At 70.7% G+C, this 22,981-nt stretch carries 22 protein-coding genes and 1 pseudogene; 18 read left to right on the top strand and 5 right to left on the bottom strand.

Annotated features, from left to right (window positions below):
• Positions 1–131: 131 nt before the first annotated feature.
• From BLT99_RS14460 to dnaB, 7 genes are all read left to right on the top strand, one after another.
• Positions 132–1,577, top strand: coding sequence for a CCA tRNA nucleotidyltransferase (locus BLT99_RS14460; protein ID WP_092673940.1), 1,446 nt, complete (start codon positions 132–134; stop codon positions 1,575–1,577).
• Between the two features lie 115 nt (positions 1,578–1,692).
• Positions 1,693–2,460, top strand: a complete 768-nt coding sequence (locus BLT99_RS14465) for a Gmad2 immunoglobulin-like domain-containing protein (protein ID WP_092673944.1) — start codon at positions 1,693–1,695, stop codon at positions 2,458–2,460.
• A gap of 171 nt (positions 2,461–2,631) precedes the next feature.
• Complete coding sequence (rpsF, locus tag BLT99_RS14470; RefSeq protein WP_092673947.1) at positions 2,632–3,024, top strand: 30S ribosomal protein S6; 393 nt, start codon at positions 2,632–2,634, stop codon at positions 3,022–3,024.
• A 5-nt stretch (positions 3,025–3,029) separates the two neighbouring features.
• A complete protein-coding gene (locus BLT99_RS14475; RefSeq protein ID WP_092673950.1) occupies positions 3,030–3,545 on the top strand; it encodes a single-stranded DNA-binding protein in 516 nt (171 codons plus the stop codon).
• A gap of 65 nt (positions 3,546–3,610) precedes the next feature.
• A complete protein-coding gene (gene rpsR, locus BLT99_RS14480; RefSeq protein ID WP_092673953.1) occupies positions 3,611–3,868 on the top strand; it encodes a 30S ribosomal protein S18 in 258 nt (85 codons plus the stop codon).
• Positions 3,869–3,879: 11 nt separating this feature from the next.
• Complete coding sequence (rplI, locus tag BLT99_RS14485; protein ID WP_092673956.1) at positions 3,880–4,332, top strand: 50S ribosomal protein L9; 453 nt, start codon at positions 3,880–3,882, stop codon at positions 4,330–4,332.
• 496 nt (positions 4,333–4,828) lie between these two features.
• Positions 4,829–6,202: a replicative DNA helicase gene (dnaB, locus tag BLT99_RS14490; protein WP_092673959.1), complete on the top strand. Its 1,374-nt coding sequence runs from the start codon at positions 4,829–4,831 to the stop codon at positions 6,200–6,202.
• Positions 6,203–6,271: 69 nt separating this feature from the next.
• Here the strand turns inward: dnaB and BLT99_RS14495 are convergent, their stop codons facing one another.
• The gene (locus BLT99_RS14495) at positions 6,272–6,643 is read right to left on the bottom strand and encodes a hypothetical protein (protein WP_092673962.1); all 372 of its coding nucleotides are present in this window, start codon (positions 6,641–6,643) and stop codon (positions 6,272–6,274) included.
• A gap of 132 nt (positions 6,644–6,775) precedes the next feature.
• On the opposite strand from BLT99_RS14495, the gene BLT99_RS14500 reads away from it, so the two are divergent.
• Both BLT99_RS14500 and BLT99_RS14505 read left to right on the top strand, forming a co-directional pair.
• On the top strand, positions 6,776–7,945 hold the full coding sequence (locus BLT99_RS14500; RefSeq protein WP_092673965.1) for an aminotransferase class I/II-fold pyridoxal phosphate-dependent enzyme: 1,170 nt from the start codon (positions 6,776–6,778) through the stop codon (positions 7,943–7,945).
• 165 nt (positions 7,946–8,110) lie between these two features.
• A complete protein-coding gene (locus tag BLT99_RS14505) occupies positions 8,111–10,033 on the top strand; it encodes an FAD-binding monooxygenase (RefSeq protein WP_092673968.1) in 1,923 nt (640 codons plus the stop codon).
• A gap of 129 nt (positions 10,034–10,162) precedes the next feature.
• Here the strand turns inward: BLT99_RS14505 and BLT99_RS14510 are convergent, their stop codons facing one another.
• Positions 10,163–10,882 (bottom strand): IclR family transcriptional regulator, encoded by a 720-nt coding sequence (locus BLT99_RS14510; RefSeq protein WP_092673971.1) that lies wholly within the window; start codon positions 10,880–10,882, stop codon positions 10,163–10,165.
• A gap of 271 nt (positions 10,883–11,153) precedes the next feature.
• Between BLT99_RS14510 and BLT99_RS14515 the strand changes: the two genes are divergently transcribed.
• From BLT99_RS14515 to BLT99_RS14535, 5 genes are all read left to right on the top strand, one after another.
• The gene (locus BLT99_RS14515) at positions 11,154–12,182 is read left to right on the top strand and encodes a ScyD/ScyE family protein (RefSeq protein ID WP_157675005.1); all 1,029 of its coding nucleotides are present in this window, start codon (positions 11,154–11,156) and stop codon (positions 12,180–12,182) included.
• Positions 12,183–12,458: 276 nt separating this feature from the next.
• A complete protein-coding gene (locus tag BLT99_RS14520) occupies positions 12,459–14,021 on the top strand; it encodes a Re/Si-specific NAD(P)(+) transhydrogenase subunit alpha (RefSeq protein ID WP_092673978.1) in 1,563 nt (520 codons plus the stop codon).
• Positions 14,022–14,055: 34 nt separating this feature from the next.
• Entirely contained in the window at positions 14,056–15,471 is a 1,416-nt protein-coding gene (pntB, locus tag BLT99_RS14525; protein WP_229724603.1) for a Re/Si-specific NAD(P)(+) transhydrogenase subunit beta, read from the top strand.
• 143 nt (positions 15,472–15,614) lie between these two features.
• Entirely contained in the window at positions 15,615–16,220 is a 606-nt protein-coding gene (locus tag BLT99_RS14530; RefSeq protein ID WP_092673981.1) for a hypothetical protein, read from the top strand.
• Positions 16,217–16,501, top strand: coding sequence for an ABC transporter ATP-binding protein (locus BLT99_RS14535; RefSeq protein WP_188434392.1), 285 nt, complete (start codon positions 16,217–16,219; stop codon positions 16,499–16,501). Before BLT99_RS14530 ends, BLT99_RS14535 begins: the two co-directional genes overlap by 4 nt.
• A 92-nt stretch (positions 16,502–16,593) precedes the next feature.
• On the opposite strand, the gene purB is transcribed toward BLT99_RS14535, so the two are convergent.
• Both purB and BLT99_RS14545 read right to left on the bottom strand, forming a co-directional pair.
• Positions 16,594–17,991: an adenylosuccinate lyase gene (gene purB / locus BLT99_RS14540; protein ID WP_092673984.1), complete on the bottom strand. Its 1,398-nt coding sequence runs from the start codon at positions 17,989–17,991 to the stop codon at positions 16,594–16,596.
• Positions 17,988–18,515 carry a low molecular weight protein-tyrosine-phosphatase gene (locus BLT99_RS14545; RefSeq protein ID WP_092673987.1) on the bottom strand — a complete coding sequence of 176 codons (528 nt, stop codon included), beginning with the start codon at positions 18,513–18,515 and terminating at the stop codon, positions 17,988–17,990. Before BLT99_RS14545 ends, purB begins: the two co-directional genes overlap by 4 nt.
• Before the next feature lie 90 nt (positions 18,516–18,605).
• On the opposite strand from BLT99_RS14545, the gene BLT99_RS14550 reads away from it, so the two are divergent.
• The 3 genes from BLT99_RS14550 (at position 18,606) to BLT99_RS14560 (ending at position 21,433) form a co-directional block, all read left to right on the top strand.
• The gene (locus tag BLT99_RS14550; protein WP_092673990.1) at positions 18,606–19,532 is read left to right on the top strand and encodes an aminoglycoside phosphotransferase family protein; all 927 of its coding nucleotides are present in this window, start codon (positions 18,606–18,608) and stop codon (positions 19,530–19,532) included.
• A 105-nt stretch (positions 19,533–19,637) separates the two neighbouring features.
• Positions 19,638–19,991 (top strand): hypothetical protein, encoded by a 354-nt coding sequence (locus tag BLT99_RS14555; RefSeq protein ID WP_092673993.1) that lies wholly within the window; start codon positions 19,638–19,640, stop codon positions 19,989–19,991.
• Positions 19,979–21,433, top strand: a complete 1,455-nt coding sequence (locus BLT99_RS14560) for a proline dehydrogenase family protein (protein WP_092673996.1) — start codon at positions 19,979–19,981, stop codon at positions 21,431–21,433. Before BLT99_RS14555 ends, BLT99_RS14560 begins: the two co-directional genes overlap by 13 nt.
• Before the next feature lie 9 nt (positions 21,434–21,442).
• Here BLT99_RS14560 and BLT99_RS14565 read toward each other — a convergent pair whose 3' ends face one another.
• On the bottom strand, positions 21,443–21,823 hold the full coding sequence (locus BLT99_RS14565; RefSeq protein ID WP_092673999.1) for a phage holin family protein: 381 nt from the start codon (positions 21,821–21,823) through the stop codon (positions 21,443–21,445).
• Between BLT99_RS14565 and BLT99_RS14570 the strand changes: the two are divergent.
• Positions 21,822–22,957, top strand: a pseudogene (locus BLT99_RS14570) (histidinol-phosphate transaminase). The gene BLT99_RS14565 and the pseudogene BLT99_RS14570 overlap by 2 nt on opposite strands.
• Positions 22,958–22,981: the final 24 nt, after the last annotated feature.

Consider the following 22,981-nt stretch of genomic DNA (forward strand, 5'->3'; position numbering starts at 1 on the left):
CGATCCGGGAGCCCGCAGGGTGCGCACGCGCCATCCGCCCACTCGGTGATCTAGCCGCGATCGAGCCGCGATCGAGCCGGGGTCGACCGCGGATCGGCCCCCGAAGCGGGCCCCCTGCCTAACATGGAGCAATGCACAGCGTCGCCGAGGCCCTGGACCGCCTGACGGGTCTGGCCGAGTCGCCGACGGTCGCGACGCTCGCCGCGGCGTTCGACGCGGCCGGATTCGAGCTCTCGCTCGTCGGCGGTCCCGTGCGCGACGCGTTCCTCGACCGGAGCACCAACGACCTCGACTTCACGACGGATGCGACGCCCGACGAGATCCTCGCGGTCGTGAAGCCGATCGCCGAGGCGCACTGGGACATCGGGCGCGAGTTCGGCACGATCGGCGCCAAGATCCACGGCCACACCGTCGAGATCACGACCTACCGCGCCGACGAGTACGACGGCGCGTCCCGCAAGCCCGAGGTCGCGTTCGGCACGTCGCTCGTCGACGACCTCGAGCGCCGCGACTTCACGGTCAACGCGCTCGCGCTGCGCCTTCCCCGACTCGAGCTGGTGGATCCCTCGGGCGGCGTCGAGGACCTCATCGCGCGAGTCCTGCGCACGCCGTCGAAGCCCGAGGTGTCGTTCGGGGACGACCCGCTGCGGATGATGCGCGCCGCCCGCTTCGCCTCGCAGCTCGGCTTCGAGGTCGAGCCCGACACGCTCGCGGCGATGTTCGCACTCGCGCCCGAGATCGACCGGATCTCCGCCGAGCGGGTGCGCGACGAGCTGTCGAAGCTGCTCCTGACCGATACGCCGATGCGCGGCATCCGGCTGCTCGTCGACAGCGGCATCGCGGCGCGTGTGCTGCCCGAGATCCCCGCACTCATGCTCGAGATCGACGAGCATCACCATCACAAGGACGTGTACGAGCACTCGCTCACCGTGCTCGACCAGGCGATCGACTACGAGGCGTCGCGCGGACGCCTCGACTCGCCCGACCTCGTCCTGCGGCTCGCCGCGCTGCTGCACGACATCGGCAAGCCCGCGACGCGGCGGCTCGAGCCGGGCGGCGCGGTGTCGTTCCACCACCACGACATGGTCGGCGCGAAGCTCGCCCGCAAGCGGCTGCGCGCCCTGCGGTTCGACAACGACACGATCAAGGCGGTGTCGCGCCTCATCGAGCTGCACCTTCGCTTCTTCGGGTACACGGATGGCGCGTGGACCGACTCGGCCGTGCGCCGCTACGTGCGCGACGCCGGCGACCAGCTCGAGCGCCTCCACATCCTCACGCGAGCGGATGTCACGACCCGCAACCGGCGCAAGGCCGACCGGCTCGGCTTCGCCTACGACGACCTCGAGGAGCGCATCGCGCGCCTGGCCGAGGAGGAGGAGCTCGCCGCCGTGCGCCCCGAGCTCGACGGGCAGCAGATCATGGCGGCGCTCGGCGTGCGACCGGGTCCGGTCGTGGGCGAGGCGTACAAGTTCCTGCTCGACGTGCGCCTCGACGAGGGCCCGATCGGGCCGGATGCCGCGCGCGAGCGCCTGCTCGCCTGGTGGGCCGAGCGGCAGGCCGCCGCCCCCGGCGCCTGACCCTCGACGTCGGTCACGACTCGGTCACGGTGTCCTCGGATGCGTGACCTTTCCCCGTCCTCGCGACATCCCGGAGTGAAGGCGTTGCACGGCACCGGGGAAGGACGGTTCGATCATGGCCGTTTCGCGCATGCTGGCCCTCGCGGCGATCGCCGCGAGCGTGGCACTGATCTCGTGCTCCACGCCCGGCTCGGGACCGCCGACCGCCCTGCCCACCGCGAGCCCGTCGCCGCCGCCCGCCACGACCCCGCCGGTCACGGCTGAACCCGCGATCTCGATCACGAGCCCGACGGCGGGCGAGACGGTCTCCGTGCCGTTCACCGTGACGGGCGACGCGAACACGTTCGAGGCCGAGGTCACGGTCGACGTCGTCGACCAGTCGGGGCTCCAGGACTGCGTGCGCGGCGTCACGGCAACTTCGGGCTCGGGCACGCCCGGCACGTTCGAGGCGGTGCTCGCCTTCCCGCCCGAGGTGGACCCGCTGCCCATCGTCGTGCGTGCCTACTCGCACAGCGCGAAGGACGGATCGATCGTCGACCTCGTCGAGGTGCCGGTCACGGTGACCACCGAACGGCCGCCGATCATCCTCGCGACCCCGACGTGCGGGCAGGTGGTCCCGCCGGGAGGCCTCATCCTGGTGACGGGGACCGCCGCCGTGTTCGAAGCGGCACTGAACGTGGAGGTGCGCAACGCCTCGGGCGTGGCCGTCGTCGAACTCCCGGTCATGGCGGAGGAGTGCTGCGTGGAGTCGCCGTTCAGCGCCAGGCTCACCCTGCCGACCGACCTTCCGCCCGGGCGATACGACGTCGTCGCCTTCGACCTGAGCGCGAAGGACGGTTCGGTCCAGCACGAGTTCCCCGTGCAGATCGAAGTGCGAGGCTAGGTCCGGATCGCGGGATCGGCGGAGCCGCGCGGATGTGCGCGTGCGCGAGGCATCCGCTACGATGTGAAGGTTGCCCGTGCGCCGCATTCGCGGCCTCCGCGGGTGACGCATGTACACCCTCCTGTCACAGACCGTCTGTGACCGCCTGAGTCCGAAGGAGGTGGGTCTGTCATGCACCAGTACGAGCTGATGGTGATCCTCGATCCGTCGATCGACGAGCGCACCGTTGCTCCGAGCCTCGACAAGTTCCTCAACGTCATCCGCAACGATGGCGGCACCGTCGACACCGTCGACATCTGGGGCAAGCGTCGCCTGGCCTACGAGATCGACAAGAAGTCCGAGGGCATCTACGCCGTCGTCAACTTCACCGCCGAGTCGGCCACGACCAACGAGCTCGACCGCCAGCTGAACCTCAGCGAGGCCGTCATGCGCACCAAGGTCCTGCGTGCCGAAGAGGCCGTCGCCCGCGCCGAGAAGATCCAGGCCGCCGACGCCAAGCGCGCCGCCAAGAAGGCGACCGCTGCAGCGAGCAAGGCCGCCGCCCCCGCCAAGAAGGACGCCTAGTCCTCATGGCCGGCGAGACCATCATCACCGTGGTGGGCAACCTCACCGCAGACCCCGAGCTGCGCTACACGCAGAACGGGCTCGCGGTCGCGAACTTCACGATCGCGTCGACCCCCCGCACGTTCGACCGCCAGGCGAACGAGTGGAAGGACGGCGAGGCCCTGTTCCTGCGCGCGAGCTGCTGGCGCGAGTTCGCCGAGCACGTCGCGGGATCGCTCACCAAGGGAACCCGGGTCATCGCTTCCGGGCGTCTCAAGCAGCGCTCCTACGAGACGAAGGAAGGCGAGAAGCGCACCAGCATCGAGCTCGAGATCGACGAGATCGGGCCGAGCCTGCGCTACGCCACCGCGTCCGTGACGCGCGCCCAGTCCAACCGCGGCGTCGGCGGCGGCGGCTCCTTCGGGGGCGGCCAGCAGCAGTCCGATGACGCGTGGGCGCCCAGCGCTCCCGCGCAGTCCTCGGGCGGCGGCGACGTCTGGAACACCCCGGGCACCAACTACGGCGACGAGACGCCCTTCTAACACTCAGCGGGGGTCGAGACGGCGCTTCGCGCCTCCTCGACCCACACAATCGACAGGAAAGATCCATGGCTGGAAAGAGCAGCGGCGACCGCCGCAAGCCTCGCGGCAAGGGCGCGAAGAACGCCGCCCCCGCGAAGTCCGTCAAGGTCGGCGTCATCGACTACAAGGATGTCGCGACCCTTCGGAAGTTCATCTCGGAGCGCGGCAAGATCCGCGCCCGTCGCATCACCGGTGTCTCCGTGCAGGAGCAGCGCCTCATCGCCCGCGCCGTGAAGAACGCGCGCGAGATGGCCCTCCTGCCCTACTCGGGCTCCGGCCGCTAAGGAGCACGACGATGGCAAAGGTTATTCTCACGAACGAGGTCACCGGCCTCGGCACCGCAGGCGACGTCGTCGAGGTCAAGAACGGCTACGCCCGCAACTACCTGGTTCCCCAGGGCCTCGCGACGCCGTGGACTCGCGGCGGCCAGAAGCAGGTCGACCAGATCAAGGCCGCTCGCGCCGCGCGCGAGCTGCACTCGATCGAGGACGCTCAGGCCGTCAAGGCCAAGCTCGAGTCGGGCAAGGTCAAGCTGGCCGTCAAGGCGGGCCTCGGCGGTCGCCTGTTCGGCTCGGTCAAGACGGCGGATGTCGCGGCTGCGGTCGCCGACGCCGGCCTCGGCGACATCGACAAGCGCAAGATCGAGATCCCCACGCCGATCAAGTCGGTCGGGGACCACGAGGCGACGGTCAAGCTCCGCGAGGACGTGACCGCGACGATCACCCTGCAGGTGGTCGCGGCGAAGTAGTCGCTGAGCGCACGAACGATCGACGCGGCGGCGAGCTCCGGCTCGTCGCCGCGTCGTCGTGTCCGAGGAATGTCGCCGATCCCCTACACCCGTTCGGCGATGATTCGCATGTCCCCTCTTCAGGGGCGTTGTCCTCATGTTTGTGCACAGGTGGACAACCCTCGAGCCGGGAAACGAAAGAAACTTGTAGTGCACAGGTGTGGAATCATGAAAGACCAGTTCAGCGGGTAATTCAGCCGATGTGATTCTCGCGAATTCCACAGTTCTCCACAGGCAGTGTGCACACGTTCCGCGGCGTTTCGCCCAATCGCTCCACAGAGTTATCCACAGGCTGGCTTGTGTCCCCCATGCGGGCTTCCCTATGGTGAGTCAGCGTCCACGATCGGGGTCGAGAGCGCAGGCCGCATGGCTCGATTCGAGGGCATGTCGGGGGGTCCGGGTACCACTGGACCGAGGGGGACGGGCGACGAGCCCTGAGCGAATCGGAGGTCACCAGTTGTCGATCGCGCATATCGGGCTCGCCGAACCCATCGACGACCCCGACGCCCGACGGGGCGAGCGCACCCCGCCGCACGACCTCCTCGCCGAGCAGAGCGCGCTCGGCGGCATGATGCTCTCGAAGGATGCCGTCGCCGACGTCATCGAGACGCTCCGAGGCATCGACTTCTACGTGCCCAAGCACGAGGTCATCTTCAACGCGATTCTCGCGCTGTACTCGCACGGCGAGCCGACCGATGTCATCGCGGTCACCGACGAACTGACCAAGACCGGCGAGCTCCAGCGGGCCGGCGGGGTGGAATACCTGCACACCCTCACGAGCCTGGTCCCGACGGCGGCGAACGCCGGCTACTACGCCTCGATCGTGGCAGAGCGGGCGCTGCTCCGCCGCCTGGTCGAGGCGGGCACGCGAATCGTGCAGATGGGCTACGCCGGCGAGGGCGAGGTCGTCGAGCTGGTCAACACCGCGCAGGCCGAGATCTACAACGTCACCGGCTCGGTCGAGAGCGAGGATTACGTTCCGCTGACCGACGCCATCGGCACCGCGATCGATGAGATCGAGGCGGCGAAGCACACCGACGGCAAGATGACCGGCGTGCCCACCGGCTTCGCCGACCTCGACGACCTCACGAACGGCTTCCACCCCGGCCAGATGATCATCGTCGCGGCGCGTCCCGCGATGGGCAAGTCCACGCTCGCGCTCGACTTCGCGCGGTCCGCGGCGGTCACGCACGACCTGCCGACGATCTTCTTCTCGCTCGAGATGGGGCGGAGCGAGATCGCGATGCGCCTGCTCTCGGCCGAGGCATCCGTCCCGCTGCAGAACATGCGGAAGGGAACGGTCGACACCCGCGACTGGACCACGATCGCCTCGACGCGGGGCCGCATCAACGACGCGCCGCTCTACATCGACGACTCCCCCAACATGACACTCGTCGAGATCCGCGCGAAGTGCCGCCGCCTCAAGCAGCGTGTCGGCCTGAAGATGGTGGTCATCGACTACCTGCAGCTCATGACGAGCGGCAAGCGCGTCGAGAGCCGCCAGCAGGAGGTCTCGGAGTTCTCGCGTGCGCTCAAGCTGCTCGCCAAGGAGCTCCAGGTGCCCGTGCTCGCGCTCTCCCAGCTCAACCGCGGGCCCGAGCAGCGCGCCGACAAGATGCCCGCGCTGTCCGACCTGCGCGAGTCGGGCTCGATCGAGCAGGACGCCGACATGGTGATCCTGCTGCACCGCGAGTCCGCCTACGAACGCGACAGCCCCCGTGCCGGCGAAGCCGACCTCATCGTCGCGAAGCACCGCAACGGTCCGACCCGCACCGTCACCGTCGCGTTCCACGGGCACTTCTCGCGCTTCGCCGACATGGTGCAGGTCTAGCTGCCGCGCTCATCCCTCGGTCAGCGAACGGGTCCTTCGGATTGCCGTCTGCGACGACCCACGGTGGGATCAGCGCCAGGAACGGAACCGTGCGGCGCCGACGATGACCGCGATCGCCCCGCCGATCGCGGTCACGAGCGGGACCGCGACGACCGCGAGGGCGATCGAGTTCGGGCGGAAGCGGAGACCGTCGGGGCCGTTGATGTACGCCCCGATCGGCACGGAGAACCCTCCGCCACCACCACCGCTGCCCTCTCCCTTGCCCGCGACGGGCGTGCGGGATTCGGGCATCTCACCCGAGCCCTCGCCGCCGCCGAAGCCGAAGCCGACGAGCGCCACGGGCACCACCTCCTGCCCGTCCACGGTGGTCTTCTCGCCGTACGCGACCTTGGCACCCCACGCCGGCACCGATTCCGCCAGATTCTCGATGAGCTTCGCCATGGAGCGAACGCTACGCGCGTCGACGAGGAGCGGCCAGTGGAGGCTGGGTTGCCGTGCACCATTGACGTCGCACCCCACCGTTGCGATGCTGGCCCCGACCCGGAACGGGTCGGGAGCCGAGAGGCGGTCGACATGGTGGTGTCCGCACGAGCGGCCGAGGCGAGGGCCTCGATCGACAGGGTGACGAGCTACTTCGCGAGCATGCAGGATGTCGCGAACGACCCGGACGCCCTCGACTTCACCTTCGGCAACCCCAAGGAGATGGCACTGACCGGCCTCGTGGATGCCATGCGGGCGCAAGTCGAGCCCAGGTCGGTGAGCTGGTACGCCTATAAGTCGAATGAGCGCGCCGCCTGCGAAGCCGTGGCCGCCGGTCTTCGAGCCGAGCTCGGACTCGACTTCGAGCCCGACGACATCGCGATGACGCAGGGCGCGTTCGGCGCACTCTCCCTGGCGTTCGCGATGCTCGCCGACGCCGGCGACGAGGCCGTCATCCCCATGCCGGGATGGTTCTGCTACGCGCCCATGCTGCACGCGGCGAACCTCGTGCCGGTCGAGGCACCGCTCGATCCCGTCGACTTCGACCTCGACGTCGAGGCGATCGCACGGGCGATCACGACGCGCACCCGGATCGTGGTCGTCAACTCGCCCGCCAATCCGACCGGGCGCGTCTACTCGCGCGAGACCTGGGACGCGCTCGCCGGCGTGCTCGAGGAGGCCTCGCGCGCGAACGGCCGACGCATCTGGCTCGTCTCCGACGAGCCCTACCGTCGCATCCGATTCGACGGGATCGGCTTCGACAGCCCGGTCGGCTCGTATCCGTGGACGGTGATCGACTACAGCTACGGCAAGGTCCTCCTCGCCCCGGGGCAGCGCCTCGGGTACCTCGCGCTGTCTCCCCTCCTTCCGAGCGAGGAGCGTGCGGAGCTCAGGGCCTCATGCATGCCGTTGCAGCTCGCCATCGGCTGGGGCTTCCCCGACGCGCTCATGCAGTACTCGGTCCCGGCCCTCGAGTCGGTGTCGATCGACCTTGCCGAACTCACCCGCAAGCGCGACCGGCTCTACGGCGCACTCACCGACGCGGGATACACGCTGACCCGGCCGGAGGGCACCTTCTACCTCTGGGGGGCGGCGCCCGGCGGCGACGCCGTCGCCTACTGCGCCGGGCTCGCGGATCGGAACGTGCACGTCATGCCCGGCACGCTGTTCGGGCAGCCGGCGCACTTCCGCATCTCGCTCACCGCGACCGCCGACATGATCGAACGCGCGCTGCCCCACCTCGTCGCGGCCGCGAACGGCTGACCGACCACCGATCCCCTCCCGATGCGAGAGGCGCGGGGCCCCGCGCCATCCGCTGGCTTGTGTATTCGCTGAGCCCGGCCTACTATTGCCTCGCGCGATAATCGAATTGCACGTTCGATTATCGAACACGGCATCTTCGCCACACAACGATGTGAGGAGCACCTCGTGCAGTTCCACCACCACGGCTACGTCTCAGGCGACCCGCGAGTGAAGCCCGCCGCGGGGGTCGGCATCGACCGCCCCAGCGACCTGCCCGACGAGATCGACGTGCTCATCGTGGGCTCGGGCCCGGCCGGTATGCTCATGGCCGCCCAGCTCTCGCAGTACCCCGACGTGGTCACCCGCATCATCGAGCGGCGCGACGGTCGACTGGTGCTGGGTCAGGCCGACGGCATCCAGCCGCGCAGCGTCGAGACGTTCCAGGCCTTCGGCTTCGCCGAGCGCATCATCGCCGAGGCCTACAACATCGGCTACATGAACTTCTGGAGCCCCGACCCCGCCGATCCTCGGAACATCATCCGCACCACCCGTACCGAGGACTACGGATACAAGATCAGCGAGTTCCCGCACCTCATCGTCAACCAGGCGCGCGTGCTCGATTACTTCGCCGAAGCGGCGGCCCACGGTCCCGGGCGCATCGTTCCCGACTACGGCATCGAGTTCATGGGGCTCACCGTGCACGAGGCGGATTCGGAGGCCGCGGGCGAGTACCCGGTCGAGGTGCGGCTGCGCCACACCGCGGGCGAGCGCGCCGGCGAGGAGCGCACGGTGCGCGCCAAGTACGTCGCCGGATGCGACGGAGCACGCAGCGGCGTGCGAGAGGCGATCGGGCGCAAGCACATCGGCGGTATCTCGGCCCACGCCTGGGGGGTCATGGACGTCGTCGTCAACACCGACTTCCCCGACTGGCGCACGAAGTGCGCGATCAACTCCGAGGCGGGAAACATCCTGCACATCCCGCGAGAGGGCGGGTACCTCTCTCGCATGTACATCGATCTCGGCGAGGTCGCCCAAGACGACAACCACGAGGTGCGCAAGACCCCCATCGAGACGATCATCGCGAAGGCGAACGCCATCCTCCACCCTTACTCGATCGACGTGCGCGAGGTGGCCTGGTACAGCGTCTACGAGGTCGGGCACCGGGTGACCGACCACTTCGACGATCGCGAGGCCGAGGAGGATGCCGCACCTCGCGTCTTCCTCACAGGGGACGCCTGCCACACCCACAGCGCGAAGGCCGGCCAGGGCATGAACGTCTCCATGCAGGACGGCTGGAACCTCGCCTGGAAGCTCGGCTCGGTGGTCACGGGCCGCTCCCCCGAGTCGCTGCTCGCCACCTACTCGGCCGAGCGGCAGCCGGTCGCACAGCAGCTCATCGACTTCGACCGCGAGTGGTCGAGCCTCATGGCGCGGAAGCCGGAGGAGATCTCCGATCCGCAGGAGCTCGCGAACTACTACCTCGGCACGGCCGAGTTCCCGTCGGGGTTCATGACCCGGTACGGCCCGTCCGCGATCGTCGGGGACTCGACGCACCAGGAGCTCGCCTCGGGCTTCCCGATCGGCAAGCGGTTCAAGTCATCGCAGGTCTCACTCGTGTGCGACGGCAACGTCGTGCACCTCGGCCACCACGCGACGGCCGACGGACGCTGGCGCATCTACGCGTTCGCCGACGCGCCGCCGCCCGGCGAGGCGTCCGCGCTCACCGAGTGGGCCCGCTGGATGTCCTCGCCGGAGTCGCCGCTCGCGCGCCACACGCCCGCGGGCTCCGACATCGACGCCGTCTTCGATGTCAAGGTGATCTACCAGCAGTCGCACGACCAGGTCGACATCATGAAGGCGCCCGAGCTCTTCCGCCCGAGGACCGGGCCGCTCGCGCTCATGGACTGGGAGAAGGTCTTCGCGGCAGGACCGAGCACCTGGTGCCCCACCGACATCTTCGACGAGCGCGGCATCTCACGTGACGGCGCGGTCGTCGTGGTGCGTCCCGACCAGTACGTCGCAGATGTACTGCCGCTCGCGGCGACCGACGAGCTCGCCGCGTTCTTCCGCCAGAACCTCGTGGTGCGGCAGGGAGCGCTCGTGTCCTGACGCCTGCCGGGGGGCAGGCAGGGCCGGGGCGTGCGGGGGCGCGCTCCGGCCGCCCCCTCGTCACGGCCCGGCGACTGGGCCGAGCCGGGATGCGACGGGGCTGTGCCGGGAGGCGACGCGGTCGAGCCGTCAGGCGCCGTACGAACGCGAGACCGTCCGCGCGGCGGCCTGGAGTCGCTCCGCGATCTCGGACTCCGGCCGCGGAAGCGACACGTGGATGACGGCGATCGCCGCAGGCGGCTGCCCCGGAAGCGTGAGCGGTACCGCGACCGAGCGCAGCGAGGGAACGACCTCGTCGCGGCTGAGCGTGTAGCCGCGCGCTCGGCTCTCGGCCATCTCGGCGCGCAACTCGGGCGAGACGTCGGTCGGCCACGCGCTCTCGGGCAGGCTGAGCAGGATCGCCTTCCCGGGTCCGCCGCGCGTGATGGGATGGCGGTGTCCCGGCCGGTACGACACCACCGCCGTCGTCTGGCGCGGCGCGGCGCTCACGAGCGTGACCGCCTCCTCGGTGTCGACGAGCACCGCGAGCAGGCACGTCATGCCGAACTCGTTCGCGACCTCGCTGAGCTCGGGCAGGGCGACCTGCTGGAGGTCGCGGGCGACGCCCGATGCGAGCGCGGCGAGCCCCGTGCCGAGGGTGAGCCGGCCGGCCGCGTCTCGGGCGACGAGTCCGTGGTCCTCGAGCGTCCGCAGCAGACGATAGGCCACCGACCGGTGCACGCCGAGTCCGGCGGCGACCTCGTCGATCGAGAGGTTGCGGTCGGCGTCGGCCAGGATCTCGAGGGCGCGGATGCCGCGACTCAGGGTCTGCGACCCGGCGCCGCCGCTCGGCGTGGCTGGTGCGGTCATGTGCTCCTCGTGTCATCCCCGACGCCGGTGCAGGCACGGGCGCTCGATTCGATAATAGAACGAGCTCGACGGAATCCGAACACAGCGGGTGTCCGACGACACTCGAAGTGGGGTGGCCTCAATACTGAGGAATCCTTGACGCTTTCGTAGGGCGAGAGGATTCTGGTCGGGTGCTGCCTCGCGCAGCGACCTCACGATCGGGCCGGGGGGCACCGGACGCGTCGCACCAGCGACGTGGCGCATGGGTTCGATCACGAGGGGGGATCTCGACATGCGTACGGGACGAATGGCGGCGCTCGCCGCCATCATCGGGACGACTCTGGCCTCCGCGTTCCTGCCGGCGGTGGCGACCGCGGCTCCGCCCGGCTCGACACCCGAACCGATCGCGGACGTCCTCGCGACGGGGCTGGCGGGGCCGATCGGGAGCACCATCGGGCCCGATGGCGCTCTCTACGTCGCGGACCGTGCAGGCGGCGAGGTCGTACGCATCGACACGTCGACCGGCGCGACGACGACAATCGCGACCGGCCTGCCGGTCACCGGGCCCGGCGGCGTCTTCGACGTCACCTTCATCGGTGAGACCGCCTACGTGCTCATCAGCGTGGTGGGGCCGGAGGTCGGGGGCAGCGCCGACGGCGGCATCTATCGCATCGACGACGTCGACGAGACGACAGTCATCGCCAACACGGCCGAATGGTCGCTCGAGAACCCGCCGGATGCCGACTACTTCCTGGCGACCGGCGTGCAGTACGCGTTCGCACCGTACGAGGGCGGATTCATCGTGACGGACGGTCACCACAACCGCGTACTCTTCGTCGAGCTCGACGGGACGATCACGGAGGTCGTGCAGTACGGCAACGTCGTCCCGACCGGGCTGCAGGTGTGGGGAGCCAAGGTGTTGATCGCCGAGACAGGTCCGATTCCGCACAACCCCGCGGACGGCAAGGTCGTCCGCCTGGACCCGAGGCACCCGTCGACTCGTGAGCTGGCCTCCGGCTACAGCCTCATCGTGGACGTGGAAGCGGCGGACTGCGGTATCTACGCGCTGTCCCAGGGTGACTCGCCCGGCGAGGTCGAGCCCGGCAGCCCGGGTCTGCCGAACAGCGGCGAGCTGCTCCGGCTGAACGGCAACGGCACGTTCACCGTCATCGTCGACGACTTGAACCTGCCGACGTCGCTGTCGTTCGACGGCGACACCGCCTACATCGTGACGCTCGGCGGAGACGTGCTCGTCGTCGACGACGTCGAGCCCGACCGTCATGGGATGTGGGGAGGCTGCGGCCCGAAGGGCCAGGGATGAGCTGAACTCGACTCATCCGATGGTGGGGCGGCGACCGGGATCCTCGGCCGCCGTCCCGCCGTCACGACTGCGCCGCAGTTTCGCGCCGCGAAAGATCACCGGGAGTTTCACGCCGAGCGACCGTCAAAGATGGAGCAACGTGCGCGGCGGGACGTATGGTGATCCGTGCAGCAGTGCCGCCGCGCCCGGCTCCGCCGGACGGCATCCCGCACGGACCCATCCAGAGATGCCGCGTCGCATCGACGAGCATGGTCGCCGCGACGAGAAGGAGAGCGAATGACGCGCATCGGCGTCGTCACCGAGCAGGGCTCGGAGACCAGGGTCGCCGCCACCCCGGCGACCGTGAAGCAGTTGATCGGCCTCGGATACGAGGTGGTGGTCGAGGCGGGTGCGGGCGCGCAGTCGTCGTTCCCGGATGACGCGTACGCCGCCGTCGGCGCCGGCATCGTGTCGCGCGAAGCGGCGTTCGCGAGCCCCACCGTGCTCAAGGTCAACGCGCCGACGCCCGAAGAGATGGCCCTGCTGCAGCCCGGCACCACGGTGGTGAGCCTGCTCAGCCCGGCCCTGCGCCCCGACCTGCTCGAGGCGCTCGCGGCCCGAGGCGTCACGGCGCTCGCGCTCGACGCGGTTCCGCGGATCTCGCGCGCGCAGTCGATGGACGTGCTCAGCTCGATGGCGAACATCTCGGGATATCGCGCGGTCGTCGAGGCGGCGCATGAGTTCGGCCGGTTCTTCACGGGGCAGGTGACGGCGGCGGGCAAGGTGCCGCCCGCGAAGGTCCTGGTGGCCGGAGCGGGCGTGGCGGGACTCGCCGCGATCGGCGCGGCATCCAGCCTCGGCGCGATCGTGCGCGCGACCGACCCCCGGCCCGAGGTCGCCGACCAGGTCAAGTCGATCGGCGGAGAGTACCTGAAGGTCGAGGTCGCCGTCGAGCAGTCGACCGACGGGTACGCCAAGGCGACGAGCGAGGCGTACGACCGCCGCGCTGCCGAGATCTACTCCGAGCAGGCACGTGATGTCGACATCGTCATCACGACCGCGCTGATCCCGGGTCGGCCCGCGCCGCGCCTGATCACGGCGGCGGATGTCGCGAGCATGAAGCCCGGCAGCGTGATCGTCGACATGGCCGCCGGGCAGGGCGGCAACGTCGAAGGATCGGTCGCGGGCGAGCGCATCGTCACGCCCAACGGCGTGATCATCCTCGGCTACACCGACCTCGCCTCGCGCCTGCCCGCGCAGGCGTCGCAGCTGTACGGCACGAACCTCGTGAACCTCGTCAAGCTGCTCACGCCCGGAAAGGACGGGCAGCTGACCATCGATTTCGACGACATCGTGCAGCGCTCGGTCACCGTCGTCCGCGACGGGCAGGTCACGTGGCCGCCGCCGCCCGTGCAGGTCTCGGCGGCCCCGACGCCGGCGAAGGTGGCGACGGATGGCGCGGGCGCGACATCCGCGGCCCCGAAGCGCACGCGCACCCTCACCCGGGGCGGCCGCATCGCGCTGATCGCGGCCGGCATCGCCGCGCTCTTCGTGGTCAACTCGATCGCGCCCGATCCCCTGCCGCAGCACTTCACCGTGCTCGCCCTCTCGATCGTGATCGGCTTCTACGTGATCGGCAAGGTGGCGCACGCGCTGCACACTCCGCTGATGAGCGTGACGAACGCGATCTCGGGCATCATCATCGTCGGCGCGATCGTGCAGGTCACGAGCGACGTCCCGGCGGTGCAGGTGCTCTCGGCGATCGCCATCCTGCTGGCCAGCATCAACATCTTCGGTGGCTTCGCGGTGACCCGGCGCATGCTCGGCATGTTCGCCAAGGGCGACCGCACGAGCAGCTGACCGCGACGACGACGTCCCCTGAGGAGCCCCCAGAGTGCCTGAGACCCTGATCACCCCCGCCTCCATCGCCGGTGCCGCGTACCTCGTCGCGGCCCTGCTGTTCATCCTGAGCCTCGCCGGCCTGAGCAAGCACGAGACCGCGCGCTCCGGCGTGACCTACGGCATCATCGGCATGGCGATCGCGCTCGTCGCGACCGTCTGGCTCACGTTCGCCCAGGCGTGGGGCGAACCGTCCGCCACGGTCGGGCTCATCGTGCTCGTGGTCACCATGCTCATCGGCGGCGCGATCGGCCTGTGGCGGGCCCGCATCGTGCAGATGACCGGGATGCCCGAGCTCATCGCGCTGCTGCACAGCTTCGTCGGACTCGCGGCGGTGCTCGTGGGCTGGAACGGCGCGCTCGAGGAGCCCGGACTCGAGGGCGCGCTGGCCGACATCCACCACGCCGAGGTCTTCATCGGCGTCTTCATCGGCGCCGTGACCTTCACGGGCTCGATCGTCGCGTTCCTCAAGCTGTCGGCGCGCATGAAGTCCGCGCCGCTCGTGCTGCCGGGCAAGAACGTGCTCAACCTGGGCGCGCTCGTCGTGTTCGTGGGCCTGACGGTCTGGTACGTCGTCACGCCGCAGCTGTGGCTGCTGGTCGTGGTCACCGCGCTGGCACTGGCACTCGGATGGCACCTCGTCGCGTCGATCGGCGGCGGCGACATGCCCGTGGTCGTCTCGATGCTGAACAGCTACTCGGGCTGGGCGGCCGCCGCGGCCGGCTTCCTGCTCGACAACGACCTGCTCATCGTGACCGGTGCGCTCGTGGGCTCGTCGGGTGCGTACCTCTCCTACATCATGTGCAAGGCCATGAACCGCTCCTTCATCTCGGTGATCGCGGGCGGGTTCGGCATCGAGGCCCCGCGCAAGGGCGACGACGAGGTCGGCGAGCACCGCGAGATCGAGGCCGAGGATGCCGCGGAACTGCTCAAGAGCGCGTCGAGCGTCGTGATCACGCCCGGCTACGGCATGGCCGTCGCCCAGGCGCAGTACCCGGTGGCCGAACTGACGCAGAAGCTCCGCGAGCGGGGCATCGACGTCAGGTTCGGGATCCACCCTGTCGCCGGACGCCTGCCCGGCCACATGAACGTGCTGCTCGCCGAGGCCAAGGTGCCGTACGACATCGTCGAGGAGATGGACGAGATCAACGACGACCTCGCCGACACGTCGGTCGTGCTCGTCATCGGCGCGAACGACACCGTGAACCCGGCCGCGGCCGAGGACCCGGGCAGCCCGATCGCGGGCATGCCGGTGCTGCGCGTCTGGGAGGCCGACAACGTCATCGTCTTCAAGCGGTCGATGGCGTCCGGGTACGCCGGCGTGCCGAACCCGCTCTTCTACCGCGACAACGCCCAGATGCTCTTCGGCGACGCCAAGGACCGGGTCGAGGACATCCTCAAGGCGCTGTGAGTCCGAGCGCCGAGCGCGTGGACCTCTGGCGAACGCGCGCGCACCCGGCCGCGCTCGACGGAACCGCATGCGTTCGGCGATCGGCATACTCCCGACTGCGGCCCGCGTAGGATTGGAGCGTTCCCCAGCCGAAAGAGGTCGCCGTGGCCCATGCCCGCGATTCCGCGCCGGAACGCGCCGCAGCCTGGCTCGTTCCGGTGGTGCGCGGTGCGCTCGCGCTCGTGCCGTCCGCGGTCATCACGTTCTCCCAGGACCACTCGCCGGCGCTGGGCCTCACGGTGTTCGGCGCGTGGGCGGTCGCCGCAGGCGTGATCGTGGGTGCGCTCGCCGCGCGCCTGGTCGCCGACCGCGTCGCGCGCTGGATCTTCGTCGGCAACGGCGTGCTCACGGCGGCCGCCGGCCTCACGGCGCTCGGGCTCCGCGACACCGCTCCAGGCGGTGTCGGCGTGTTCGTCTTCACGGTGGCGGTCTGGGCGGCGATCACCGGCATCCTCGAACTCGTGGCCGGCCTGCGCGCGCGCGGCCGCGTGGCCGCCGCGCGCGACTGGGTCGCCGCGGGCGCCACCACCTGCCTCCTCGCCCTCGTGTACGTCCTCATCCCGCTCGATCCCGTGACCGCGGTCGGCCTCCTCGGCGCCTACTTCGTGGTGCTCGGCGTGCTGCTGCTGATCGGCGGGTTCTCGCTGAAGTGGGCCGCGTCCCAGCCGGTGGGCACCGGCGACGCGGCATCCGGATCGGAGCGATCGTGACCCAGCCCCCCGGTGACTTCCGGCCGAGCCGGAGAGACGTGCTGCGTCCCGTCGAGTTCGTGGGCGGAGCTGCCATCGCGGCCGTGTTCACCGCCCTCATCGTGCTCATGACCACGCGCGACTGGTTCCTGACGCTCATCACGGCCGGCGGCACCTTCATCGTCGTGCTCATGGGGCTCGCGCTGCTCGCGATGACCGTCAAGCCGAACCGCGGCGAGCACGGCGACGGCACGGGCGGCGACCCGCAGCGACGCGATCCGTCGGGACCGTCCGCGCACTGACCGACTCGGCGTCCGACATGTGGCGTCCGATTGGTGCACTGCCGTCCATTGCGGCGGCCCGATCATCCGCCGAGGGCGGACCCGCCGATCCGTCACTCCACCGAGTCGGCCCCCAGGCGGTCGACCAGCTCGTCGGCGAGGCCCACGTACGTCGCCGGGGTCAGCGCGAGCAGGCGCTGCTTCGCGCCATCCGAGATCTCGAGGCCCTGCACGAACTCGGCGAGCTCGGCGGCGCCGACGCGCTTGCCGCGCGTGAGCTCCTTGAGCAGCGCGTAGGGGTCGGCGATGCTCGAGTCGCCCGCGGCGACCTCGGCCCGGATGACGGTCTGGATCGCCTCGCCGAGGACCTCCCAGTTGCCGTCGAGGTCGGCCAGCAGCAGGTCGCGGTCGAGGTCGATCTCGCCGAGGCCGCGCAGGATGTTGTCGAGCGCGAGCACCGAGTGGCCGAACCCTACGCCGATGTTGCGCTGCGAGCTCGAGTCGGTCAGATCGCGCTGGAGCCGGCTCGTCACGAGCGTCGCGGCGAGCGAGTCGAGCACGGCCGAGGAGAGCTCGAGGTTCGCCTCGGCGTTCTCGAAGCGGATCGGGTTGACCTTGTGCGGCATGGTCGACGAGCCGGTGGCCCCGGCGGCCGGGATCTGGCGGAAGTAGCCGAGCGAGATATAGGTCCAGATGTCGGTCGCGAGGTTGTGCAGCACGCGGTTGGCGTGCGAGATGCGGCCGTACAGCTCGGCCTGCCAGTCGTGCGACTCGATCTGCGTCGTGAGGGCGTTCCACGTGAGCCCGAGCGACTCGACGAATTCGCGGGAGACCTCGGGCCACGCGACATCCGGCGCCGCCACGACATGCGCCGAGAAGGTGCCCGTCGCACCCGAGAACTTGCCGAGGTACTCGGTCGCCTCGACCTGGGCGCGGATGCGATCGAGGCGGTGCGCGAACACAGCGAGCTCCTTGCCCATCGTGGTCGGGGTGGCGGGCTGGCCGTGCGTGCGCGAGAGCATCGCGGCGTCGCGGTGCTCCTGCGCGAGGCCGATGAGCTTCGCGATGACGGCGCGGTACTTGGGCAGCCAGACCTGGGCGACCGCGTCGCGCACCGTCAGGGCGTACGAGAGGTTGTTGATGTCCTCGCTCGTGCACGCGAAGTGGGTGAGCTCGGCCAGGTGCGAGAGCCCCAGCCGGTCGAGCTGCGCGCGCACGTAGTACTCGACGGCCTTCACGTCGTGCCGCGTCGTGGCCTCGATGCGCCCGAGCTCGTCGATGTCGGCCTGGCCGAACTCGGTCACGACCCCGCGCAGCGCCTGCTTCTGATCGGCCGACAACGCCGTCGTGCCGAAGAACCCGCGGTCGGTCTGGGCGATCAGCCACTCGATCTCGACGTGAACGCGCGCCCGGTTCAGCCCGGCTTCGGACAGGTGCTCGCCGAGCTCACCGACGGCGGCGCGGTACCGGCCGTCGAGGGGGCTGAGCGGCTGGGGAGGCAGCGAGGTCATCGGAGTCCTTGTCTGAGAGCGGGAGCGAGTTGCCGGAAGAGCGCCGACGTCGACCGCTCTATCATCCCAAGAACCTGGTCGAAGGTCGCGTCGTCGCTGTAGTACGGATCGGGGACGTCCTGCAGCGGCGAGAGCTCGGGGTCGAACTCGAGCAGCAACCGGACCTTGTGCTCGTCGTAGGTGGTGCGGGCCCAGTTGCGCAGCACGCGCGACTGCCCGCGGTCGAACGCGACCACCAGGTCGATGTCGGGGAAGTCGTCTGGGTCGAACTGGCGGGCGCGGTGCTTGGAGCCGTCGTACCCCGCGCGGGCGAGCGCGTCGATCGTGCGCTGGTCGGCCTGCTCGCCGACGTGCCAGTCGCCCGTCGCGGCCGACTCGATCGCGAGGCACCCCTCGAGCCCGGCCCGTTCGGCGAGGGAGCGCAGCACGACCTCCGCCATCGGCGACCGGCAGATGTTGCCGGTGCACACGAACGAGACACGGAATCGCTGCGCGGCCTCCCCCGCGGGTTCCGCACGCGTCATGGCACCTATTGTGGACGAGTCGCGCGGGTTCGGAACAGAGCCGAATCCGGTCCGGGTACCCGATATCCGGGACGAGGTGCGGAGGTGGCCATGGCGGCGGATGCGCCCGAGGCCGATGTGCACGTCGACGCGGCGCTCGTCACGCGCCTGGTCGCGGCCCAGCACCCGTCGTTCGCCGGTCCCGTCGAGCTCGTCGCGAACGGCTGGGACAACGCGATCTTCCGGCTGGGCCGTCGATGGGCGGTGCGGATGCCGCGGCGCGCGCTCGGCGACCGGCTTGTCCGTTCGGAGCAGCGCTGGCTGCCCGTCATCGCCGGGTCGCTTCCCGACGGCGTCCGCGCACCGGTTCCGGTGGCGACAGGCCGGCCCGCCCTCGGATACCCGTATGCGTGGAGCATCACGCCGTGGTTCGACGGCGTGCCTGCAGCATCCGTGGCGCCGGCCGACCGTCGGCCCATCGCCGAGGCGCTCGCCGACGTGCTCGTCGCCATAGGTCGGCCGGCCCCGTCGGAGGCGCCCCCGAATCCGTATCGCGGCGTGCCGCTGTCGCACCGTGACCAGGCGGTGGCCGAGCGGCTCGCGTCGGGCCGCCTCGAGCGCGCGGTGACGACGGATGTCGCGGCGCTCGCCGCAGTGTGGTCCGATGCACTCGCGGCGCCCCCGTGGACCGGCTCGCCGCGATGGGTGCACGGCGACCCGCACCCAGGGAACCTGCTGCTCGAGCGCTCGGCGGGCGTTGACGGCTGGCGCCTCGCCGCGGTGCTCGACTTCGGCGACCTCACCGCGGGCGACCCGGCGACCGATCTCGCGTCGGCGTGGCTGGTGTTCGACCCGGTCGGGCGCACCCGCTTCCGCGACCGCATCGAGCGGTTACGGCCGACGGATTCCGCCGACTGGGTTCGCGCGCGAGGGTGGGCGCTCGCCATCGGGTCGGCCATCGTCGACGCCATCGGGGTCGACAATGGCCCGATCGGGCGGGTGGGCGCGCACGCGCTCGAGCAGGTGCTGCTCGACTGAGGCAGCTGGTCCGACTCGTCCTCCACGGGCGACGAGGTCGACGCGGATCCTGCGACGGGCCTGTGCCGAGATCGACGTGACTGTCGGGTCGGCGAAGCTCGGCGCATGCCCCTCGTCGAACCCGGCTACGACCCCGTCCTGATCGGCCGTCGGAGGCGGCTCATCCAACTCGAGTCGGCCATCGCCGACCTGCGCGAGCTGCGGCGCGAGGTCGAGGCGTCGCGACCGGGGCTGGTTCCCCAGGGCGGCGCGACCTGGCATTCGCGCGCCGCTGCCGCGTACGCAGAACGCCGCGAGTCGATCCGCCACGCGCTCGCGAACGCCGAACGCCTCCTCGGTGACGCCGAGGCCGCGCTCGCCGCCGAGGCGGAGCGCGTGCGACGCACGCTCGACGACCCGTCGCCAGACGACGTGTCCTGGCTCATCGGAGACCGGGGAGCGGTGCGATGGGCGACCTGATCGTCGCCGGTCCCGGGGTCACCACCGCCGTCGCGACCGACGAACTCCTCGACGACGCGGCTCGCTTCACGGCGGCGGCCGAGCTCCTCGCGGCCTGGCGCGACCGTCTCGCATCGGTCCGCGAGCGCGCGATGCGGGATGGCTGGGCGATCGACCGGCCCGAGACGCTCGCGTGGGCGCAGTCGGCGTTGAACTCGTGCGAGGCCGACGCACGTGAGCTCGCCGGCGCGCTGGCGGCGAGCGCCGACGGGTACGACGCGGCCGAGCGCGACTCGGCGGCGAGCCGGTTCGGCGAGCGGCTCGCGGCCGGCCTGCTCGGGGTGATGGCACCCGGGCTCGCGCTGTCGATCCTGCCGGCGGCGTTCGGGTTCGGATCCGCGGTCGCGGCCACGTCCCTGATCTCGCCCGAGACGACCCGCGCGGCGTTCGCCATGCTGTTCGCCGCGCACGGTCGCGAGGTGCTGGCCGATCCGCGATTCGTCTCGCTCGTGCGGGCCGTGGCCGACGACGCCGACGAGTTCGTCGCGGGCCTGCTCCACAGTCCCGGCCTGTGGGCGGGCGGTTCCGGCGTCGAGGTCCCCGAGAACGCGTCGATGGTCGTCGCCGCGGCCGGGCTGGTCGGGCTCGTCGCCGGCACCACTGCGCTCGTGGAGACGCCGGTCGGCGTGCGCCGGGCCGACCCTCCCGCGACGAGCCCGACGGGCGCGCCCAGCGCGATCGCTCCCGCGCCGCGCGGCATCGGCGACCTCGCCGACCGCGTGCCGCCGTCCGAGGCCGACGCTCCCCAGGTGCGGATCGAGCGGTACGCGGGTGCCGACGGTCCGCGATGGGTCGTGTACTCCGCGGGCACGGCCGACTTCACGGTCGAGCCCGGGGCGGAGCCGTACGACTCGACCTCCAACGTGCACATGGTCGCCGAGTCCGCAGGGCTCCCGACCACCCGGGGTGCCGGCGAACGCGCCATCCGCCAGGCGATGGATCAGGCGGGCATCGCGCCCGGCGACCCCATCGTGCTGGTCGGCCATTCGGCCGGCGGGCTCGCGGCCGCGAACCTCGCGGCCGATCCCTCGCTCGACGTCGTCGCCGCGGTGAACCTCGGCGGACCCATCGGGCAGGTCGACACCGGCGACGTCCCGACGCTCTCGGTCGAGCACTCCGAGGACTTCGTCCCGGCGACCGGCGGCCACGGCGTCGCGGCACCGGGGCGCATCGTCGTCGAGCGCAGCGTCGGCGAGCTCGTGCACGGCGACGCCGCCGCCGTTCCCGCGCACGCGCTGACCGCCTACCGGGGGACCGCGGAGGCGATCGACGCGTCCGACGACGAGCGCCTGCGCGAGTTCCGGGCACGGATCACCGAGTTCATCGGGACCGGGGCGGCCGAGGTCACCTTTTGGCGGGCGGTCCGCGCCGACGGCGAGGCTGGCACCGGCTCGGCCGGTTAGCCGCGCGAATCAGTCGCGGGGGCGGACCACCAGGCCGATGAGCCAGCTGATGACGCCGAGGACGAGCGCGCCGAGCACGCCCCACCAGAAGCCGTCGACCTCGAGGCCGAAGCCGATCAGTCCGCTGATCCAGTCGACGATGAGCAGCAGCAGGCCGTTCACGATGAAGGAGATGAGGCCGAGGGTCAGCACGTACAGCGGGAACCCGACGATGCGGATGAACGTGCCCACGGTCGCGTTGACGACGCCGAAGATCAGGGCGATGAGCAGGTACGTGAGCACCGTGGCGAGGTCGGAGTCCTCGTACGGCACCACGCGCACGCCCGACACGATGAGGGTCGTGAGCCACAGGGCGAACGCCGAGACGGCGATCTTCAGCAGGAAGCGCATGCCCCGAGTATGGCAGCGGGGTGCACCGCACCGAAGGGGTACGGTGGAATCCGTGACCGCACCGGAGCCCACGAACGCGCAGGTCCGCCTGCGCCCCGAGATCGCCGCCCTCCCCCGTACCGGCAGGGCCGCCCGGCCCCGGCGAACGGCTTCAAGCTCTCGAGCAACGAGAACCCGTGGCCGCCGGTCCCGGCCGTCGAGCGGGCGATCGCGGCCGCCGCCGCCGAGGTCAACCGCTACCCGGATGCCACGGCGCTCGTGCTGCGCGAGAAGCTCGCCGAACGCTACGGCGTCACCGCCGACGAGGTGCTCGTCGGCGCCGGATCCGTCTCGCTGCTCGCCCAGTTCGTGCTCGCCGCGGCGGCGCCGGGCGACGAAGTCGTCTACTCGTGGCGCTCCTTCGAGGCCTACCCCGGCCTCGTGACCGTCGCGGGCGCACGAAGCGTGCAGGTCCCGAACCGCGCCGACCACGGCCACGACCTCGAGGCCATGGCGGCGGCCGTGACGGATCGCACGCGCGTGATCATCGTCTGCTCCCCCAACAACCCCACCGGCGTCGCGGTCACGCGCGACGAGTTCGAGCGCTTCATGGCGAGCGTGCCCGCCGACCGGCTCGTGCTGCTCGACGAGGCGTACGCCGAGTTCGTCCGAGACGAGGCATCCGTCGTCGGCAGCGATCTCATCGGCCGCTACCCCAACCTCGTCGTGCTCCGCACCTTCTCGAAGGCGTACGGGCTTGCTGGCGTTCGCGTCGGCTACGCGATCGGGCCGGTCGAGATCCTCGACGCCGCCCGGGCGACCGCGATCCCGCTCGGCGTCACAGCCGTCGCCACGGCGGGCGCGCTCGCCGCGCTCGAGTCCGACGCCGAGGCCGAGCTGCTCGGCCGCGTCGACCAGCTCGCCCACCGCCGCGACGACCTGCGCGACGCCCTGATCGCACAGGGCTGGGCCATCCCCGAGGCGCAGGGGAACTTCGTCTGGCTCCCCACGGGCGAGCGCACGACCGAGGTCGCCGAGCGGCTGTTCGACGTCGGGATCGTCGCGCGCGCGTTCCCCGGCGACGGCATCCGGGTGTCGGTCGGCGAGCCGGAATCTGTGGACGTACTCCTAACGGTTCTCAAGGAGCTTGTCTGACCTTCACAAGAAGGGGCCCCGACC

Origin of the sequence: Agromyces flavus, assembly GCF_900104685.1 — a bacterium.
Taxonomy (GTDB): domain Bacteria; phylum Actinomycetota; class Actinomycetes; order Actinomycetales; family Microbacteriaceae; genus Agromyces; species Agromyces flavus.

Excerpts from the sequence above, each read along its gene's own strand:
- BLT99_RS14460 (WP_092673940.1), top strand. The coding sequence starts at position 132 with ATGCACAGCGTCGCCGAGGCCCTGGACCGCCTGACGGGTCTGGCCGAG.
- rpsF (WP_092673947.1), top strand. The coding sequence starts at position 2,632 with ATGCACCAGTACGAGCTGATGGTGATCCTCGATCCGTCGATCGACGAG.
- BLT99_RS14495 (WP_092673962.1), bottom strand. The coding sequence starts at position 6,643 with ATGGCGAAGCTCATCGAGAATCTGGCGGAATCGGTGCCGGCGTGGGGT.
- rpsR (WP_092673953.1), top strand. The coding sequence starts at position 3,611 with ATGGCTGGAAAGAGCAGCGGCGACCGCCGCAAGCCTCGCGGCAAGGGC.
- BLT99_RS14550 (WP_092673990.1), top strand. The coding sequence starts at position 18,606 with ATGGCGGCGGATGCGCCCGAGGCCGATGTGCACGTCGACGCGGCGCTC.
- rplI (WP_092673956.1), top strand. The coding sequence starts at position 3,880 with ATGGCAAAGGTTATTCTCACGAACGAGGTCACCGGCCTCGGCACCGCA.
- BLT99_RS14545 (WP_092673987.1), bottom strand. The coding sequence starts at position 18,515 with ATGACGCGTGCGGAACCCGCGGGGGAGGCCGCGCAGCGATTCCGTGTC.
- BLT99_RS14520 (WP_092673978.1), top strand. The coding sequence starts at position 12,459 with ATGACGCGCATCGGCGTCGTCACCGAGCAGGGCTCGGAGACCAGGGTC.
- BLT99_RS14475 (WP_092673950.1), top strand. The coding sequence starts at position 3,030 with ATGGCCGGCGAGACCATCATCACCGTGGTGGGCAACCTCACCGCAGAC.
- BLT99_RS14510 (WP_092673971.1), bottom strand. The coding sequence starts at position 10,882 with ATGACCGCACCAGCCACGCCGAGCGGCGGCGCCGGGTCGCAGACCCTG.
- BLT99_RS14555 (WP_092673993.1), top strand. The coding sequence starts at position 19,638 with ATGCCCCTCGTCGAACCCGGCTACGACCCCGTCCTGATCGGCCGTCGG.
- BLT99_RS14560 (WP_092673996.1), top strand. The coding sequence starts at position 19,979 with ATGGGCGACCTGATCGTCGCCGGTCCCGGGGTCACCACCGCCGTCGCG.
- BLT99_RS14515 (WP_157675005.1), top strand. The coding sequence starts at position 11,154 with ATGCGTACGGGACGAATGGCGGCGCTCGCCGCCATCATCGGGACGACT.
- BLT99_RS14500 (WP_092673965.1), top strand. The coding sequence starts at position 6,776 with ATGGTGGTGTCCGCACGAGCGGCCGAGGCGAGGGCCTCGATCGACAGG.
- BLT99_RS14465 (WP_092673944.1), top strand. The coding sequence starts at position 1,693 with ATGGCCGTTTCGCGCATGCTGGCCCTCGCGGCGATCGCCGCGAGCGTG.
- BLT99_RS14565 (WP_092673999.1), bottom strand. The coding sequence starts at position 21,823 with ATGCGCTTCCTGCTGAAGATCGCCGTCTCGGCGTTCGCCCTGTGGCTC.
- purB (WP_092673984.1), bottom strand. The coding sequence starts at position 17,991 with ATGACCTCGCTGCCTCCCCAGCCGCTCAGCCCCCTCGACGGCCGGTAC.